Raw genomic sequence first — 17,619 nt, forward strand, 5'->3', positions numbered from 1 at the left:
AAAGCGTCAACCCGTCGTCACCTCGACGGTAGAAAAACCGATGCCCACGCTCTTCGCCACCCGGATCTGCAACGGAATGCGTTCCTTGAGCGCCTCCACGTGACTGATCACGCCGATGGTCTTGCCGGTCGCGTTGAGCGAATCCAGCGCGTTGAGCGCGATTTCCAGCGTCTCGCCGTCGAGCGTGCCGAAGCCCTCGTCGAGAAAAAGCGAATCGATCGACGTCTTGTGGCTCACGAGATCCGAGAGCGCCAGCGCGAGCGCGAGACTCACGAGAAAACTCTCGCCGCCCGAGAGCGTGCGCGTGTCGCGCGCGACATCGCCCTGCCACGTATCGACGACTTCCATCTCCAGATCGCCGCCCGGCTTGCGGTTCAGCAGATAACGCCCGTGCAGGTGCGAGAGCTGCCGGTTGGCGAGATAGACGAGATGATCGAGGGTGAGCCCCTGCGCGAACTTGCGATACTTCGCGCCATCGGACGAGCCGATCAAGCCGCTCAGGCGCTGCCACAGATCGTGCTGTGTTCGCTGCTTTTCGATCTCCGCGAATAGCGACTGCTGATTCAAACGCTGCTGCGCGTCTCGCTTCAGCGTGGCGCGGATTTCGCCGTGTCGCTGATTCAACGTGCGAAGCGATTCATCCAGCCCGGTCAATTGCTGTTGCAAGGCGTCGGCGGATTGATCCGTCTTCGGCTCGGCGACGAGTTCCGCGCGTCGCGCCTCGGCGGATCGTTGCAACGTGCGCGCTTCAGTGAGCCGCTTGTCGAGCGACGCCTTGCACGCTTGCAGACGTTCGCGCTCTTCATGCGAGAGCAATGCCTGGACGAAGGCGTTCTCGTCATCGAAAGGGCTCGTCAGGAGCGCCGCTCCCCACGAAGCCGCGGTCTTTTGCGCCGTCGCCGTGTCGTCCGTCAGGCGATGCGTGAGTGTCGTCTCGGCACCGTCGAGCGCGTTGGCGCGATCGCGCGCCGAGTGGTGATGCGACGCGGCCTTGTCGAAGTCGGCCTGTGCGTCGGCCGACTCAGCGAGCGTCTCCGGTGCGAGTTTCATATCGGCCGCTTCGTATCCGAGCCAACGGGCGGACCATGCCGCTTCTTCCTGCGCCGCCGCGTCGGCGCTCGCGCGCGCGGCCTTCGTCTGATGCGACACCGCGTCGCTTCGTTGCTTGGATGCCTGCCAAGCGCGCCATTCGTCGTTGCGTTGCGCGAGCCAGTCGCGCCAATCCGACGACTCGTCAGGCGGGACATGTCCCGCCTCGACGATCGCCGATTGCAGCGCGCGCAACGTGTGTTCGGTCGAAACCTGCTGCGACGCGATCCGTTCGTTCGCTTCGTCAAGCGACTTCTCACACGCGGCGCGCTTCTCGATGATGAGCGCGAGATCGTGCTTGCTTCGCTCCGATGCCTTCTCGGCCAGGTGCCGCGCATCCGCGCAACGCGCGATGCGCAGATTCAACGCGTCGATGTGCGCGAGCGTCCGTTGCGTTTCGGCCAGCGTCGCGCTGTGCTGCTCGATGTGCCGGTCGAGCGCGCCGCGATCGCTCAACTCGACACCGATTTGCGCGCAACACGCGCTCCAGTCTTGCGCATACACGGCTTCGCTCTGCGCCCAACGATCGATGCGCATCTCCAGTTGCCCGATTGCCGCCGTCGCAACCGCCGCGGCGGAGGCCGAGGCTTGCCGCCGGTCGGTCGCTTTCTGAAGCGCGACTTGCTTCGCTTCGAGATCGCGCTCGGTCGTGGATGCTTCGAGCGCCTGATATTCGACGATCGCCGGATGCGCATTCGAACCACACAGCGGACAGGCTTCGCCCTCGCGCAACGCAGCGCGATGATCGGCGAGCTGCAGGATCACCTTCTCCTGTTCGAGCAGTTTGCGTTTGTCGGCAATCTGCTCGTTCAACGCGCGGCATTCGTCGTCGATGCGCTTGATCTCGTCTTGTCGGGCGGCGAGCGACGCTTGCTGCGTCGCCAGATCGGCGATGTCGGTGCGCTGCTGCCGTGCACCTTCGTCGCGCGTGTCGGCCAGTTGACGCAGACGGTTCAGCACGGTCTGCTGCTGTTGAAGCGTCTGGAATCGCGTCTTGAGCGCGGCCTCGTCGTGCCCGCCGAGCGCTTGCGCAAGACGGCCGCGCTCGTCGGACTCCGCAGTCTGAGCCGCTTGCAACGTGACCGTCGCCTGATTCACGACGCCGTGTTGCGCATCGATATCGTTCGCATGCTTCGCGACCGCTTCGGCGAAACCGCGCTGGCTCTTGCGCGTCGCGTCGATGTCGTTGAGCACATGCTGACGCGCTTCGAATTCCGAGCGCCATGTCGCGATGTGTTCGCCAAGCCTGCTTCGATGCGCATGCCGTTCGAGGGTTTCCTGCACGCGCCGCGCTTCAGCGATCAATTCGTCCAGCGACGCGCGTCGCTCACCAGCAATCTGCCTTCTCAGATGCAGCGCGAGGCGCGCGCTACGCGCCGCATCGAGCGATGCGCGCTCGCGTTCCGCCTTCGCATCCGCGAGACGCTTCGACGTTTCATCGAGCGTGCGCCGCGCATCGAGCATCGCGCGATGGTCTAAGCGCAGCTTCTCGGCCGGTTCGCTGGCAGCGAGCCGGTCGAGATCGTGCCGGGCGTCGGCGATCATTTGAAGCGCGCTTTGTTCGTCGATGCCGGCTTGCCGCACCTGCGCCTCCGCCGTCGATATGTCCTTGCGCCATTGCAACATCGCCTGCGTCGAACGCTGTTCGGTGCCGAGCACGCGCGAGCGGTCATCGAGTGCCGCTTCTTCCTGCTTCAGCGCGTCGAGCTGCGCCGCATCGAGCAACTGCACGCCGTCCACGCGTGCCTGCAGCTTGCCGAGCGCGTTCTCTTCGTCGCGCATCCGCTGAAACACGTTCTGCGAAATCAGCCCGTAAATATCCGTGCCCGTCAGTTCTTCGAGCAGTTCGGCGCGCTCGTTGGCCCTTGCTTCGAGAAACGCCGCGAAGCCGCCTTGCGCGAGCATCATCGACTTCGTGAAGCGCTTGAAGTCGAGACCCGTGATCTCTTCGACGAGCTTCAGCTTGTCGTTGATCTTCTCGGTGACGATGGTGCCGTCGAGGCGCGCGAGTTCGACCTTCGGCGGCTGGAGATTGCCGCTCGCCTTGTCGCGTGCGCGGCGCTGGCTCCAGAACGCGCGATAGCCCTTGCCCTTCACGTCGAATTCGACTTCCGCGAGACACTCGAACGTATGCCGCGTCATCAGTTCATTGGTGCTCGCGGACACCGCTTCCATGCGCGGCGTGCGGTGATAGAGCGCGAGGCAGATGGCGTCGAGAAGCGTGGTCTTGCCGGCGCCCGTCGGACCGGTGATCGCGAAGAGTCCGTTGTCCTTGAACGGCGGCTGGCTGAAGTCGATTTTCCAGTCGCCCTTGAGCGAGTTCAGGTTGCGCAATCGCAGCGACAGAATTCTCATGACGCATCCGCCTCGCCGATGCCCGCGACGACTTCGCGATACATCGACGTCAGTTGCGCGCGCAGATCGTCCTCGAGCGTTTCGGACTGAAGGCGGCGCGCAAACACGTCGTCAGGCGTGAGTTCGTTGAGCGTCTCTCTGGCCTGCGCCTGCAAGGCGTTCTGCTGCGCCGAACGTTCGCGCCGGATGCGCAGCACTTCGACGGGCAGTCCGCGCGTGATGTCTTCGATGCGCGTCTGCAGATCGCTCAGGTAGTCGTCCGCGCAGACGACCACTTCGAGCCACACGGTCGTGCCTTCCGTCGCGCTTTCGGCGGCATCGCGGATCGATGCGGCGAGTTCCTTCAGCGATCCCTTCACCGCGTGCATCGGCTGGAAGCAGGGCACGTCGATCGGCGTGACGGCTTCGAGTCCTTGCATCGAAACATCGACCAGCAGCATCTGCTTTTGCTGGCGCGCTTCGTCGAAGCTGAGCGCGATCGGCGATCCGCTATAGCGAATGTGCTCGAACCCGCCGACCTTCTGCGGCCGATGAATGTGCCCGAGCGCGATGTAGTCGGCGGCGGGAAACGCGGCGGTCGGAAACGCTTCGAGCGAGCCGACGTAGATTTCCCGCACCGACTCGCTCGCACTCGCGCCGACTGTCGTCAGATGGCCCGTCGCGATGATCGGCAGACGCAGGCCGAGTTCCGCGCGCTTTTGCTGGGCGAGCGCGAAGATCGCCTGATAGTGCGCATGGATGGCGTCTTGCAGCGACGCCTCCTTGTCACGCGCGGTTTGTCCCGCGACGCTCAGCAGCACGTCGCGCGGACGAATGAACGGAATCGCGCAGACGATCGCGCCGGGCGTGCCGTCGAGCGATTTCAGCACTTGCACCTGCTGGTTCGGATCGTCCTGCACCGACGGAATCACGAACGTGTTCAGCAACGCGAGCAACTCGCGCGACTCCTGCAGCATCGCCACCGAGTCGTGATTGCCGGCGAGCACGGTGAGCCCCACGCCCGCGTCGCGCAGTGCGAGGATCAGCCGGTTGTAGAGCTCGCGCGCGTAGCTCGGCGGCGCGCCGGTATCGAAGATGTCGCCGGCGATCAGGACCGCGTCGACGCGATGTGCGCGCGTCTGTCCGACGAGCCAGTCGATCAGCCTCTGATGTTCCGTCTGTCTGGAATGCCCGAGGAAATACTGGCCGAGATGCCAGTCTGAAGTGTGCAGGATGCGCATCGGCGAAGGGTGGGTTGCAGCGGTGGATCGTTGCCGCAAGTTTAGCCGATGGCGCGGCGCGCGCGCCTCACACAGACGGCCTGACCGGCAGCCATATCTCAGTGACGAGCTCGGTGGGCGGCGTGTCGCGCGGGTCGTTGAGATAGACCTCGTGGACCGGCGCATCGGCGGTTTCGCGTCCGGATTGCGGCAGCCACTCGCCGTAGAGCCACTGATACGCGAAGCACAATTGCGCATAAGGGCCGACATGCGTGAGCACTGCGAACTCGCCGCCCTTCACATCGACGCGCGATACGGGCGCCGCAAACGGAACCTCGTCCGGCCGCGCGATCTCGACGCATGCTTGCGAGCGCAACTCGCTTTCGGGCGTCGCGCTTGGATCGTCGAAATAGATGCCGAGCCAGCGCGCGTCGCGATAGGGGACATTCGCCCTTGTCAGCCAGTGCGACACGGTTTCGAACGCCTGGCCGATGTTCATGTACGGGCCGCGATGATCGGCGGCGGCGACCGTAAACCCTTCGTGCTGGCGGATATCCACGCGATTCATGATCTCATCTCCCGGTTGCGTTGAATCGGGCGAAAGCGGACGCCATTGCGCCGCGCCGCCCTCGTTGCGAAACTGCGCGGGCGGCATGCGGTAGCTCGCCTGAAACGCCCGCGAAAACGACTGCGCGCCGCTGTAGCCCGCGCGCTGCGCGATGGCGTCGATCGGCGCCGAGCCGCGCACGAGTTCGTTGGCCGCGCGGTGCAGCCGCAGCCGCCGAACTGTCGCCGCGGCGGTCTCGCCGTAGAACGCGTGATAGATCCGGTGCCAGTGATACGGCGAAAGGCACGCGATCTCAGCGAGGCGATTGAGGTCGAGATCGTCGTCGAGATGATCGTGGATGTAGTCGATCACGCGCGAGAGCCGCATTTCGTACAGGCGCGGATTGGGGGTGTCGGTCATCGTCGTTCCTGGTTCGGATGCGATGAAACAACGGTAGCACGCCCGCATTTAGCAAATCTTGCGGACTTGCTGAATGCCGTTTGCGCCGCCGGTTTTCCACACACGCGTACACTTCGGCATCGAACCTGCAAAATTCAGCGCGCCTGCCGGCCAAGCGCGCTCATCTCCTATCCGAAAAGATCATGTTTACCTGTCGAAACCAGCCATGCGGCGCCAATTGGGAAGTGTCGGACGTCGACATTCATAACGAGGGCCAGGGGCTTCTGTTCCGCTGCCCGCAGTGCGGTGCGCGCAACCACGTCGTCCGCCACGAAGCAGCGGACGGCGCCGTCAACTATGAGCAGCAAGACCCGGCGCCGGTAAAGAGCGAAACCCCGAAGCCGGAAAGAAGTACGCCGAAGAGCGCCCCGAGGACCGCCCCGAGGACCGCCCCAAAGACCGCCCCAAGGACCGCCCGCAAGAGCACGCCCCCGAAGCGCAGCCGATAACGCCATGACGACCGATACCGCTTTCACGAGCCTCCCGCTGTCGCCCGCGATGCAGGCGAACCTGCAACAACTCGGCTACCTGACGATGACGCCGATCCAGGCCGCGAGCCTGCCGGCCGCGCTCGGCGGACACGATCTGATCGCGCAGGCGAAGACGGGCAGCGGCAAGACCGCTGCCTTCGCTTTGCCGTTGCTCGCGAAGCTCGATCCGCGCGACTTCCGTCTTCAGGCGCTCGTGCTGTGCCCGACGCGCGAACTCGCCGATCAGGTCACGCAGGAAATCCGCCGCCTCGCGCGCGCGGAAGACAACATCAAGATCCTGACGCTCTGCGGCGGCACGCCGATGCGGCCGCAGATCGCGAGTCTCGAACACGGCGCGCACATCGCGGTGGGCACGCCGGGCCGCATTCTGGATCATCTGGAACGCGGCACGCTCGCGCTCGACGCGCTGCGAACCCTCGTACTCGACGAAGCCGACCGCATGCTCGACATGGGCTTCTTCGACGATATCGCGTCGGTCGCGCGCCAGTGTCCGAAGGAGCGGCAGACGCTGCTCTTCTCCGCGACGTATCCGGAAGGCATCGCGAAACTGAGCCAGCAGTTCCTGAAAAAGCCGAAGGAAATCAAGCTCACCGAGCAGCACACGAACGCGAAGATCAAACAGCGCTTCTACGAAGTGGACGACAACGAGCGCCTGCACGCCGTGGGTCTCCTGCTCGACCATTACCGGCCGGTCAGCACGATCGCGTTCTGCAACACGAAGCAGCAATGCCGCGATCTGCTCGACGTGCTGCGCGCGCAGGGCTTCGAGGCGCTCGCGCTGCACGGCGAACTGGAGCAGCGCGAGCGCGATCAGGTGCTCGTGCAGTTCGCGAATCGCAGTTGCTCGGTGCTGGTTGCGACCGACGTCGCCGCGCGCGGGCTCGATATCGCGCAACTCGAAGCGGTGATCAACGTCGACGTGACGCCCGATCCCGAGATTCACGTGCACCGCATCGGCCGCACGGGCCGCGCCGACGAGGAGGGCTGGGCGCTCACGCTCGCGAGCATGGACGAGATGGGGCGCGTCGGCAGCATCGAGCAGGCGCTGGGCAAGGAAGTCGAGTGGCATCCGCTTGCCGAGCTGACCTCCGCGACGCCCGGCCATCTGAAGCCGCCGATGGCGACGCTGCAGATTCTCGGCGGCCGCAAGGACAAGATCCGTCCCGGCGACGTGCTCGGCGCGCTGACCGGCGAGGCGGGCTTCACGGGCGCGCAGATCGGCAAGATCAACGTGGCCGACATGGTCACTTACGTCGCAGTCGAGCGCAGCATCGCCGACGAAGCCCTGCGCAAGCTCGGCGCGGGCAAGGTAAAGGGCAAGAAAGTGAAGGTGCGGCGCATTTGACGCGGCTGATACGGCGAAAGCGCATCGTTGATCGGACGATTCCAATAGTCTGCGACGAGGGTCTCGAATAGCATCGACCGGTTCTCACTCGCCGATCGTCCGCCATGCCCGACACCCTCACACCGCTCAACATCGCGCTCGACCATCATCACGCCGGTCGCCTCGACCACGCCGAAGCGGGCTACCGCGGCATCATCGAAGCGCATCCCGGGCATGTGGAAGCGCTGCATTATCTCGGCGTGCTGCTGCATCAGCGCGGACAGTACGAAAGCGCGGGCCGCCTGCTCGATCGCTCGCTCGAATTGTCGCCCGGTTTCGCGGCGTGCTGGAGCAATCGCGGGCTGGTCGCCGCCGCGCTCGGCGACGCGCGGTTCGCCGTCGATTGCCACGAGCGCGCGCTCTCGATCGATCCGTCGTTCGCGAATGCGGCGAATAATCTCGGCGTCGCGTTGCAACTCGCCGGCCGCGGCGGCGAAGCACTCGATGCCTATCGCCGGGCAATCTCCCTGCAACCCGGTTTCATCGACGCCCGCACGAACCTCGGCGCAACGCTCGCCAAGCTGGGGCGTCACGAAGAGGCGCTCGCCGTCTATCGCGAAGCGCTCGCCCGCGATCCGGCCAATCCGAGCGCGCATTTCGGCGCGGGCAATGCGCTGCGCGAACTCGGCCATCTCGACGATGCAATCCAGAGCCTGCAACGCGCAGTCGAACTCGCGCCGGGTCATTTCGAGTCGCGCGTGAATCTCGGGACGACGCTCGGCCGGCGCGGCCGTTTCGTCGAAGCCGAAGCGCAGTATCGCCACGCGCTGACCTTGCGCGACGACCCGCAGATCCACGTCTGCGTGGGCGCGACGCTCGGCGCGCGCGGGCGCTTTCACGACGAAGAGACGTACTACCGCCACGCGCTCACGCTCGACCCCGATCACGCGGACGCGCACCACAATCTCGCGCTCTTGCATTTGCGGCGCGGCGAATTCGCCGAAGGCTGGGCGTTCTACGAAAAGCGCTGGCAGGCGAGCAAGTACGCACCGATCGAGGTGCCGGGCATCGTCGAGTGGAAGGGCGAGCCGATTGCGGGCCGCAAGCTGCTGCTGATCGGCGAGCAGGGCCACGGCGATCAGCTCCAGTTCGTGCGCTACGCGGCCGTGCTCGAACGCATGGGCGCGACCGTCGATGTGCTCGTGCCGCGCAACATCGCGGAACTGGTGAGCGGCGTGCGCGGCGTCAATCGCGTACTCGTCGACAAGCCGCAGCACGGCTACGATTTCTGGACGCCGATGATGAGCGCGCCGTATCGCGTGGCGAGCATCGAGCCGGGCGTGCCGGCAGAGATTCCGTACCTGCACGTGAGCGCCGCGCGCATCGGCGAATGGCCGCGGCGCGTCGCGGAACGCGCGGGCACGCATCGGCGCGTGGGCATCGTGTGGGCGGGCAGCCCGACCTTCGCGAACGACCGCTTCCGTTCGATGCCGCTCGCCGCGCTCGACGCACTCGCCGGCGTGCCGGACATCGCATGGTTTTCGCTGCAAAAGGGCGCGGCGCGCGCGCAACTCGAAGGCTCGGCGCTCAAGCCCTTCGACCTGACGGACCACGTCGACGATTTCGCCGATACCGCCGCGTTCGTCGAACAACTGGATCTCGTCATCACGGTCGACACGTCGGTCGCGCATCTCGCGGGCGCGCTCGGCAAGCCGGTGTGGGTGCTCTTGCCGGCGAACTACGACTGGCGCTGGATGCTCGATCGCGACGACAGCCCCTGGTACCCGACGATGCGTCTTTACAAGCAGACGACGCTCGGCGACTGGGCGCCGGTCGTCGACTCGGTTCGCGGTGCCCTTATTCCTTCAGTTCCAGCGTCCGCACGCCCGAATCGCGCGTGATGAGTCTCAGCCCGCTCGCGACGCTCGCCGCCCCGGCGAACGCCGCGCCGAGCGACAGCGCGAGTCCCGGCCCGTGCTTTCTCGCAATCCCGAAGCACAGCGCGACGAGCGCCGCGCCGGTCGCCTGGCCGAGCAGACGCGCCGTCGCCACGACGCCGGAGGCGCCGCTCGCGCGCTCACGCGGCGCGCTCGCCATGAACGCCTTCAGGTTCGGCGACTGAAAAAAGCCGAAGCCCGCGCCGCAGATCGCCATCCGGATACCGATTTCGAACGCGTGCGGATCGGCGGGCAGCATTGCGAGCGAAATCATGCCGCCGCACATGATCGCGAGTCCGATGCCGCCGAGCAGTCCCGGCGGATAACGGTCCGACAGCCGCCCGGCGATCGGCGCCATCAGCGCGACCAGCACCGACCACGGCGTCATCAGGAATCCCGTCTCCACTTGCGTGCGCCCGAGCACGCTCTCGAAGTAGAACGGCAGCGACACGAACGCCAGCCCTTGCGCGGCGAACGAGCACACGGCGGTCATCGTCGAGAGCGCGAACATCGGGCGCTTGAAAAGATCGACGGGGAGCATCGGCGCGGGATGGCCGCGCTCGCGTCGAAGCAGGAGGCCGCCCGCGACGAGCGCCGCCGCGAGCGCGATCAGCACGACTTGCAGCGACGCGCGCTGCGCCCCTTCGCCGAGCGCGAAGATCAGCGCCGCGAAGGTGATTACGTTCAGCGCCGCCGCGACGCGGTCGAAGCCGTGCGCGGCGCGCGGCGTCTGCGGCAGCGACGGCCACGCGATGCAAAGCGCGAGCACGCCGACCGGCAGATTCACCGCGAAGAGCCACGGCCAGGTGCCGAGCGAGAGCACGATCGAGGCGACCGTCGGTCCGACCGCGAACGCCATCCCGACGACGAGCGCGTTCAGCCCGACGCCGCGTCCCAGCCGGTGCGGCGGAAAGATCGCGCTGATGAGCGCGGTGTTGACGCTCATGATCGCGCTCGCGCCGAGTCCCTGAAGCAGACGAGCTGCGACGAGCGTCGGCAGCGACCACGACAGCGCGCAGACGGCGGACGCCACCGTGAAGACGATCAGGCCGCCGAGATAGAGCCGCCGCTGTCCGACGATGCCGCCGAGCGCCGCGAACGGCAGCAGAGTCGCGACCATCGCGAGCTGGTAGGCGTTGATGATCCAGACGGAGGCGGCGGGCGTCGCGTGCAGGTCGTGGCCGATGGCGGGCAGCGCCGTGTTGGCGATGGCGGTGTCGAGCGTGGCGAGCGCCACGCCCAGGCAAAGCGCCGCCATGCCGCGGCGTTCGAGCGGGGTCATCGGCGCGTCGGGGTCGCGCGGCGGATTCTTGAAAGTGTTCTCGGTCGGCACGGTCTTGAGCGAATCGGATTGGACGGACAACGCCGGTTTAAGCGGTCATTGAGTCCGACACGATACGGGAACGCGCGGATTTGCGCAGACAGGCGCCGCGCAAGCTTTCAAACAGGTGTCAGCACGGGCTGGCCGGCGAAGTGGCGCGTCGCGTTTTCGACGAACAGCGCCGCCGATGCCGCCAGCGCTTCCGGCGAGCGGCCGCCCACGTGCGGCGTCAGCACGACGCGCGCCGAACCCGTCAGCCGCGCGGGCGGCGCGGGCTCGCCTTCGTACACGTCGAGGCCCGCGCCCGCGATCGCGCCGTGCGCGAGCGCATCGGCGAGCGCTGCCGTATCGACGACGCTGCCGCGCGACACGTTCACCAGATAGCCCTGCGGCCCGAGCGCTTCGAGCACGTCGGCGTCGATGAGATGCTGCGTCGCCGCGCCGCCGGGCGTCGTCACGACGAGGTAATCGGCCCAGCCCGCGAGCGCCATCAGCGAATCGAAGTACGCGTAGGGCACGTCCGGTTGCGGGCGGCGGTTGTGATAGCCGATCTCCAGTTCGAAGCCCGACGCGCGCCGCGCCACTTTGCGTCCGATAGCGCCGAGTCCGACGACGCCGAGCCGCTTGCCCGAAAAGTTCGGCTGCATCGGCAACTGCTCGCGCCAGATGCCGTCGCGGCACGCGCGATCGAGCACGGGGATCGCGCGCACGGCGGCCAGCAGCAAGGCGAAGGCGTGATCCGCGACGCAACTGTCGTTGGTCCCCGCGCCGTTCACGACGACGATGCCGCGCGCCTTCGCCGCGTCGCGCGCGATGTTCTCGTAGCCCGCGCCGAGCGCGCCGATCAGCTCCAGGTTCGGCAGACGCTCGATGTCGCTCGCGGCGATGCCAGTCGTGCCGTTGGTCAGCACCGCGCGAATCCGCTCGCCGTGGGTGGCGATCGCGTGATCGCGCGAGGCCGGATCGGACGCATCGACGAGGTCGAACGCGGCGGAAATGGAAGCGCGGTTTTCGACCACGAGCGGGATCAGAACGAGAAGAGTAGGCGGCATAAGGCTCGGCGAGTGGTGGACGTTAACCAGACAGTGAAAAATCGGCGAAGAAACATTCGAATCCGGCGGCCCGACCCTTCAGAATGCGAGCTCTTCAGACGTTAAACGAAGACGCGACCGGCGTTTTGGCCGTCGATACGCGCGTTGTTCGGAGAGGACCTCAAGATGCTGGTCGGGAGTTACAACAGTCTACTGGTGCTGTTTTCTTTTTTGGTCGCCGTGCTCGCGTCCTACACGGCGCTCGACCTGGTCGGCCGCATCAGCAGCGCGCGGCGCGTCGCGGCGCGCTGGTGGCTCGGCGGCGGCGCGCTCGCGCTCGGCGTCGGCGTCTGGTCGATGCACTTCATCGGCATGCTCGCGTTCGACCTGCCGATCTCGCTCGGCTACGACATCGGCCTGACGCTTTTGTCGCTCCTCATCGCGATTGCTTTTTCGACCTTCGCGCTCTGGCTGGGCAGCCGGCCGGAACTGCCGCTGCGGCGCCTTCTGACGGGCGCGCTGCTGCTGGGCGGCGGCATCGCGGCGATGCACTACACGGGCATGGGCGCCATGCGGATGGAGCCGGGCATCGTCTACAGGCCGTTGATCGTCGGCGCGTCGGTCGCGATCGCCGTCGCCGCGGGCGGTGCGGCGCTCTGGATCGCGTTCCAGTTGCGCAGCCACAGCGCGCGCGTGCGCAGCTACCGCATGGGCGCCGCGCTCGTGATGGGCGTCGCGATCGTCGCGATGCATTACACCGGCATGGCCGCCGCGCAGTTTCCGCTCGGCTCGGTCTGCGGCGCGTCGAACGGCGGACTCACGAGCGACTCGCTCGCGCTCCCGATCATCGTCGTCACGATTGCCGTGCTGGCCGTCGCGCTGATCACCTCCGTGCTCGACATGCGGCTGGAAATCCGCACCGCCGCTTTGTCGACGTCGCTTGCCGAAGCCAACCAGGAACTGTCGTACCTCGTGCTGCACGACAACCTCACGAAGCTGCCGAACCGGCTGTTGCTGGAAGACCGCCTGAAGCAGGCGATCGATCACGCCAACGCCGAGAAAGGGCGCTTCGCGGTGATGTTCCTCGATCTCGACGGCTTCAAGGCGATCAACGACACGTTCGGCCACCAGGTCGGCGACATGCTGCTCGTGCAGGCCGCCGAGCGCCTGCGCGCGAGCGTGCGCGCGCAGGACACGAGCGCGCGCGTGGGCGGCGACGAATTCGTGCTGGTCGCGTCCGTGCGCGAGCCGGGCGATGCCGCGACGATCGCCGACAAGCTCGTCGCCGCGATCGGCGAGCCGTTTCTGGTGTCGGGGCATGACTTGCGGGTGTCGGTGAGCATCGGCATCGCGATCTATCCGGGCAACGGCGCCGACGAGCACGAACTGCTGAAGAACGCCGATGTCGCGATGTATCACGCGAAGTCGCTCGGGCGCAGTCAGGCGTGCTTCTTCGAAGGGTCGATGAACGCGAACAGCGAAGATCACCTGAATTTGCTGCAGGATTTGCGGCTCGCGCAGAAGCGCGAACAACTGGTGCTGTACTACCAGCCGAAATTCCAGGCGCCGAGCGGGCCGGTGACGGGCGTCGAGGCGCTGTTGCGCTGGAACCATCCGACGCGCGGCATGCTGTCGCCGGATTGCTTCATTCCGCTCGCGGAGCGGACCGGGCTGATCGTGCAGATCGGCGAATGGGTGATCGACGAGGCCTGCCGGCAGGTGTCGATCTGGCGTCGCTCGGGACAAGAGACGCTGACGGTGGCGGTGAATATTTCGGCGCTGCAGTTCAACAACAGCCGGCTGGTGCCGGCCGTGGAGGCGGCGCTCGCGCGGCATCGGATCGACGGCGCGGCGCTCACGCTGGAGATCACCGAATCGACCGCGATGCAGGATGTCGATGCCAGCCTGCATATCCTGCATCGGCTGCGCTCGCTCGGCGTGCGGATTTCCATCGACGATTTCGGGACCGGGTATTCGAGTTTGCTTTATCTGAAGCGGCTGCCGGCGAGCGAGTTGAAGATCGACCGCGGATTCGTGAGCGAGTTGGCGCAGGATGGGGAGGATGCGGCGATCGTGTCGGCGATCATCGCGCTCGGGCAGACGATGAATCTGGACATCGTCGCGGAAGGGGTGGAGACCGGGGCGCAGCGGGATCTGCTGACGAAGCTGGGATGCGATTCGTTGCAGGGATATTTGCTCGGGCGGCCGGCGCCGGCGGGGGAAGTGGTTTGGGGTGCGGCGTAGGTTTTCGAGAGGCGACGGGCGGCGCGATGACCGGCTGCCGCGCGCGTTTTGGCAGGACACTGGAAATGCAAAAAGCCCGGTCAAGTGACCGGGCTTTTTGTTCGGGAATTCCTGGTGGGGCGTGAGTGACTCGAACACTCGACCTACGGATTAAGAGTCCGCTGCTCTACCAACTGAGCTAACGCCCCGAAAAACTGAATCCGAATTATAGCGACACTTTTCGTAACGCCGCAAGCCCCCGGCGACAAAAATTGCTCGAACTCTCGCCTTGGCCGGGTCGGTGCCCGTCGGTGAGTCTCAAAAATGCCTCAGCCGGTATGATGGCAGACACAATCGAACCGTCGTTCGATTCACTTCCAGCACAACTTCGCGCCCAGACGAGGCCCTGCACACCATGGACGAAACCGCCATCCGCGATCTTCTCGACAGCATTCTCGCGCCCTGGGTGCGCGACCTGTCGCTGTCGCCTGCGGCCATCAGCGCCGATTCCGTCATCCTGCGCCTGCCGTTCTCCGACACCCTGCGCCACGCGGGCGGCGTCATCTGCGGGCAGGTCTTCATGGCCGCCGCCGACACGGCGATGGTCGTCGCCATTTCCCACGTTCTGGGCGGCTTCAAACCAATGACCACCGTCTCGCTCAACACGAGCTTCCTGCGCCCGGTGAAAACCGGCGACGTGCTCGTCACGGCGAAGGTCCTGCGCCGGGGCCGCAACCTGGTATTCGGCGAGATAGAACTGCGCGACGCCGAAGGCGAACTCGCCGCGCACGCCACCACGACCTACGCGCTCCTCGGCTAACCGCAACTTCACCAAACCATATGTTCGATCAAGTCGTCTTCGCGGGCGGCGGCAACCGCTGCTGGTGGCAAGCCGGATTCTGGGACGTCGTGCAGCCGGAACTGAACCTGCGTCCGCGCGTCATCACGGGCATCTCGGCGGGCGCCGCGACAGCCTGCATGCTCTACACGAACCACGCGCAATGGGTGATGGACTACTACGCGCACGCCCTGCGCGACAACAAGAAGAACGCCTACTGGGGCAACGCGCTGCGCGGTCAGTCCGTGTTTCCGCACTACCGGATTTACCGTCAGGCGCTGCTCGACATCTTCCGCGATCAGTTCCCGTCGCTGCAATCCGCGCCCGAGATCCGCATCGGCGTGTCGCATCTGCCTCGCTGGCTGGGCGCGCGCAGTGCGGTCGCGGCCGGTCTCATTGCGTACAACATCGAAAAGTACGTCCGCAAGACGCTGCATCCGACGCTCGGTCAGACGCTCGGCTTCCATCCCGAATTCGTGACGGCGCAGGAATGCGCGAGCGTCGACGATCTCGCCGACCTGATCCTGCAATCGTCGAGCACGCCGCCGTTCACGCCGGTGCTCCGGCGCAACGGGCGTCCGGTGCTCGACGGCGGCATGGTCGACAACGTGCCCGTCGGCGCGCTCGATCTTTCGCCCGGCATGGTGCTCGTGATGGTGACGCGTCTGTATCCGCGTCCACAGACGTTCGTCGTCCCGCACGGCGAGCAGCAGCGCGTCTATGTGCAGCCGTCGCGCAAGGTGCCGATTTCGAGCTGGGACTACACGAGTCCGTCGCAGATGCAGCATGCTTATGACCTCGGCCGCGCCGACGGCGAGCAGTTCCTCGCGCGCGTTCCTCAACTCATGGGCGCAGCCGCGCACCGCTGAAGGAGCCGGACATGTCGAAGAAGCATCGTTACACGGTGGAAGTCGCCTGGACGGGCGACCAGGGCTCGGGCACGTCGCGCTACGACGCCTATTCGCGCGACCATCTCGTGCGCGTCGCCGGCAAGGCGGCGATCGAGGCGTCGAGCGACCCGTCGTTTCGCGGCGATCCCGCGCGGCACAATCCGGAGGAGCTGTTCGTCGCGTCGCTGTCGTCGTGCCACATGCTCTGGTATCTGCATCTGTGCGCGACGAACGGGATCGTCGTGACGGGTTACGTCGACGATGCGCTCGGCACGATGGAAGAAAGCACGAAAGGGGACGGGCGTTTCACCGACGTTCTGCTGCGCCCGCGCGTGACGATCGGCGCGGGCGGGGATATCGAACTCGCGAAGCGGCTGCACGACGATGCGCACCGCTTTTGTTTCATCGCGAACTCGGTGAATTTCCCGGTGCGCTGCGAGCCGTCGACGGACGTGTCGACACTCTAGCGCTTACGCCCGCCGGCGTCCGCCGACGAGCGCATCCGGGTTCGACACGCTCGCCGTGTCGCCGGCATCGAACGCGAGGATGTTCTTGAACGCCGCGCTGAAATAGAGCTCGTAGCTCTCGTGCTCCACATAGCCGATGTGCGGCGTGCAGATCACGTTCTCCATGCGCAGCAATCCGTATCCTTGCAGGATCGGCTCGCTTTCGTACACGTCGATGGCGACCATGCCCGGGCGGTTGTGGTGCAGCGCATTCAGCAGCGCGTTTTCCTCGAGCAGTTCGGCGCGGCTCGTGTTGACGAAGAGCGCCGTCGGCTTCATGCGCAGCAGATCCTGCTGCGTGACGATGCCGCGCGTGTCGTCGTGCAGACGCAGATGCAGCGTCAGCACGTCGCTCTGTTCGAACAGCGCCTCGCGATTCTCCGCAATGTCGTAGCCGTGCTCGCGCGCGAGTTCGAGCGAATGCTCGCGCCCGTGGATCAGCACGTTCATGCCGAACGCCTTGCCATATCCCGCCACCAGCCGGCCGATCTTCCCGTAGCCCCAGATGCCGAGCGTCTGACCGCGCAGCACTTGTCCGAGACCGAAGTTCGGCGGTAGCGCGGACGTCTTCAGCCCGGACTGCTGCCACGCGCCCTGTTTCAGGTTCGCGACGTACTGCGGAATGCGCCGCTGCGCCGCCATGATCAGCGCCCACGTCAGTTCGGCTGGCGCGATCGGCGAGCCGGTGCCTTCGAGCACCGCGATGCCGCGCTCCGTACACGCGTCGATGTCGATATGGCCGCCGCCCGCCTTGCCCGTCTGACTGATCATGCGCAGGCGCGGCAGCTTGTCGAGCAACTGGGAGCTGATCCGCGTGCGTTCGCGGATCAGGACGAGCGCATCGACTTCCGACAGTCTGCTAGCCAACTGTCCGAGACCGCGTACCGTGTTATTGAAGACCTTGACCTCGTGGTCGTCGAGCAGATGAAAGCAATCCAGCTTGCGGACCGCGTCCTGATAGTCGTCGAGGATGGCGATTTTCATGGGAGTCGATTGGCTTTTGTTGGGCATCAAACGTGCTGCAAGCGATCTGTGGAAGAAAATAGAGGAGCCAACTTCGGGTAAATACCGAGAAAATCGGTGATTTGCCGTTTATTGCACCGCGTCAAGAGATTCAAGCTGTCGAGTGCTATGCTTGAACTCCATTTTTTGGACAGTGAACGGACGCGTCGAAACGCCGTCCGACTAGATAAAAATGCCGGGCAAAGCCGGAAATCTGCGAGGAGGCAAGGCTACTTAGTATCTCTTTTTAACAGTTTGTTCCGTGCCGACGCAAGCCGCGATTCCAGACGGCCGCGGCCGACAAACTGTTTTCGGCTCGTCGCGTCGTGCCTATATGTGCCCATTTGCGCAGTGGCGGCAACCGGCTTTCGCGTGAAGACGACCGCGAAAATGTCGCAGCCCGAACG

At 65.6% G+C, this 17,619-nt stretch carries 12 protein-coding genes and 1 tRNA gene; 6 read left to right on the top strand and 7 right to left on the bottom strand.

Annotation, left to right across the window (positions count from 1 at the left end):
- Positions 1–6 precede the first annotated feature (6 nt).
- The 3 genes from QCE48_RS00075 to QCE48_RS00085 form a co-directional block, all read right to left on the bottom strand.
- On the bottom strand, positions 7–3,444 hold the full coding sequence (locus QCE48_RS00075; RefSeq protein ID WP_309786814.1) for an AAA family ATPase: 3,438 nt from the start codon (positions 3,442–3,444) through the stop codon (positions 7–9).
- Positions 3,441–4,664: an exonuclease subunit SbcD gene (gene sbcD / locus QCE48_RS00080; protein WP_309786812.1), complete on the bottom strand. Its 1,224-nt coding sequence runs from the start codon at positions 4,662–4,664 to the stop codon at positions 3,441–3,443. Before sbcD ends, QCE48_RS00075 begins: the two co-directional genes overlap by 4 nt.
- A 67-nt stretch (positions 4,665–4,731) precedes the next feature.
- Positions 4,732–5,610 (bottom strand): AraC family transcriptional regulator, encoded by an 879-nt coding sequence (locus QCE48_RS00085; RefSeq protein WP_309786810.1) that lies wholly within the window; start codon positions 5,608–5,610, stop codon positions 4,732–4,734.
- Positions 5,611–6,102: 492 nt separating this feature from the next.
- On the opposite strand from QCE48_RS00085, the gene dbpA reads away from it, so the two are divergent.
- Together dbpA and QCE48_RS00095 are read left to right on the top strand one after the other, a co-directional pair.
- The gene (gene dbpA, locus QCE48_RS00090) at positions 6,103–7,485 is read left to right on the top strand and encodes an ATP-dependent RNA helicase DbpA (RefSeq protein WP_309786809.1); all 1,383 of its coding nucleotides are present in this window, start codon (positions 6,103–6,105) and stop codon (positions 7,483–7,485) included.
- A gap of 104 nt (positions 7,486–7,589) precedes the next feature.
- A complete protein-coding gene (locus tag QCE48_RS00095; RefSeq protein ID WP_309794046.1) occupies positions 7,590–9,365 on the top strand; it encodes a tetratricopeptide repeat protein in 1,776 nt (591 codons plus the stop codon).
- On the opposite strand, the gene QCE48_RS00100 is transcribed toward QCE48_RS00095, so the two are convergent.
- Both QCE48_RS00100 and QCE48_RS00105 read right to left on the bottom strand, forming a co-directional pair.
- Entirely contained in the window at positions 9,322–10,683 is a 1,362-nt protein-coding gene (locus QCE48_RS00100) for an MFS transporter (protein WP_309788312.1), read from the bottom strand. The genes QCE48_RS00095 and QCE48_RS00100 overlap by 44 nt on opposite strands.
- 158 nt (positions 10,684–10,841) lie before the next feature.
- Complete coding sequence (locus QCE48_RS00105) at positions 10,842–11,774, bottom strand: 2-hydroxyacid dehydrogenase (RefSeq protein ID WP_309786807.1); 933 nt, start codon at positions 11,772–11,774, stop codon at positions 10,842–10,844.
- Between the two features lie 165 nt (positions 11,775–11,939).
- On the opposite strand from QCE48_RS00105, the gene QCE48_RS00110 reads away from it, so the two are divergent.
- Positions 11,940–13,997, top strand: a complete 2,058-nt coding sequence (locus tag QCE48_RS00110) for a bifunctional diguanylate cyclase/phosphodiesterase (RefSeq protein ID WP_309786806.1) — start codon at positions 11,940–11,942, stop codon at positions 13,995–13,997.
- Between the two features lie 112 nt (positions 13,998–14,109).
- On the opposite strand, the gene QCE48_RS00115 is transcribed toward QCE48_RS00110, so the two are convergent.
- Positions 14,110–14,185 (bottom strand) — tRNA-Lys (locus tag QCE48_RS00115).
- Positions 14,186–14,391: 206 nt separating this feature from the next.
- On the opposite strand from QCE48_RS00115, the gene QCE48_RS00120 reads away from it, so the two are divergent.
- Genes QCE48_RS00120 through QCE48_RS00130 form a run of 3 tightly spaced genes read left to right on the top strand, consistent with a single transcriptional unit; the run spans position 14,392 to position 16,171 of the window.
- The gene (locus QCE48_RS00120) at positions 14,392–14,796 is read left to right on the top strand and encodes a PaaI family thioesterase (RefSeq protein WP_309786803.1); all 405 of its coding nucleotides are present in this window, start codon (positions 14,392–14,394) and stop codon (positions 14,794–14,796) included.
- A gap of 20 nt (positions 14,797–14,816) precedes the next feature.
- A complete protein-coding gene (locus QCE48_RS00125; RefSeq protein ID WP_309786801.1) occupies positions 14,817–15,683 on the top strand; it encodes a patatin-like phospholipase family protein in 867 nt (288 codons plus the stop codon).
- An 11-nt stretch (positions 15,684–15,694) separates the two neighbouring features.
- Positions 15,695–16,171 carry an OsmC family protein gene (locus QCE48_RS00130; protein ID WP_309786800.1) on the top strand — a complete coding sequence of 159 codons (477 nt, stop codon included), beginning with the start codon at positions 15,695–15,697 and terminating at the stop codon, positions 16,169–16,171.
- A 3-nt stretch (positions 16,172–16,174) separates the two neighbouring features.
- Here the strand turns inward: QCE48_RS00130 and QCE48_RS00135 are convergent, their stop codons facing one another.
- Positions 16,175–17,194, bottom strand: a complete 1,020-nt coding sequence (locus QCE48_RS00135; RefSeq protein ID WP_309786799.1) for a D-2-hydroxyacid dehydrogenase family protein — start codon at positions 17,192–17,194, stop codon at positions 16,175–16,177.
- Positions 17,195–17,619: the final 425 nt, after the last annotated feature.

Origin of the sequence: Caballeronia sp. LZ024 (assembly GCF_031451455.1) — a bacterium.
Lineage (GTDB): Bacteria > Pseudomonadota > Gammaproteobacteria > Burkholderiales > Burkholderiaceae > Caballeronia > Caballeronia telluris.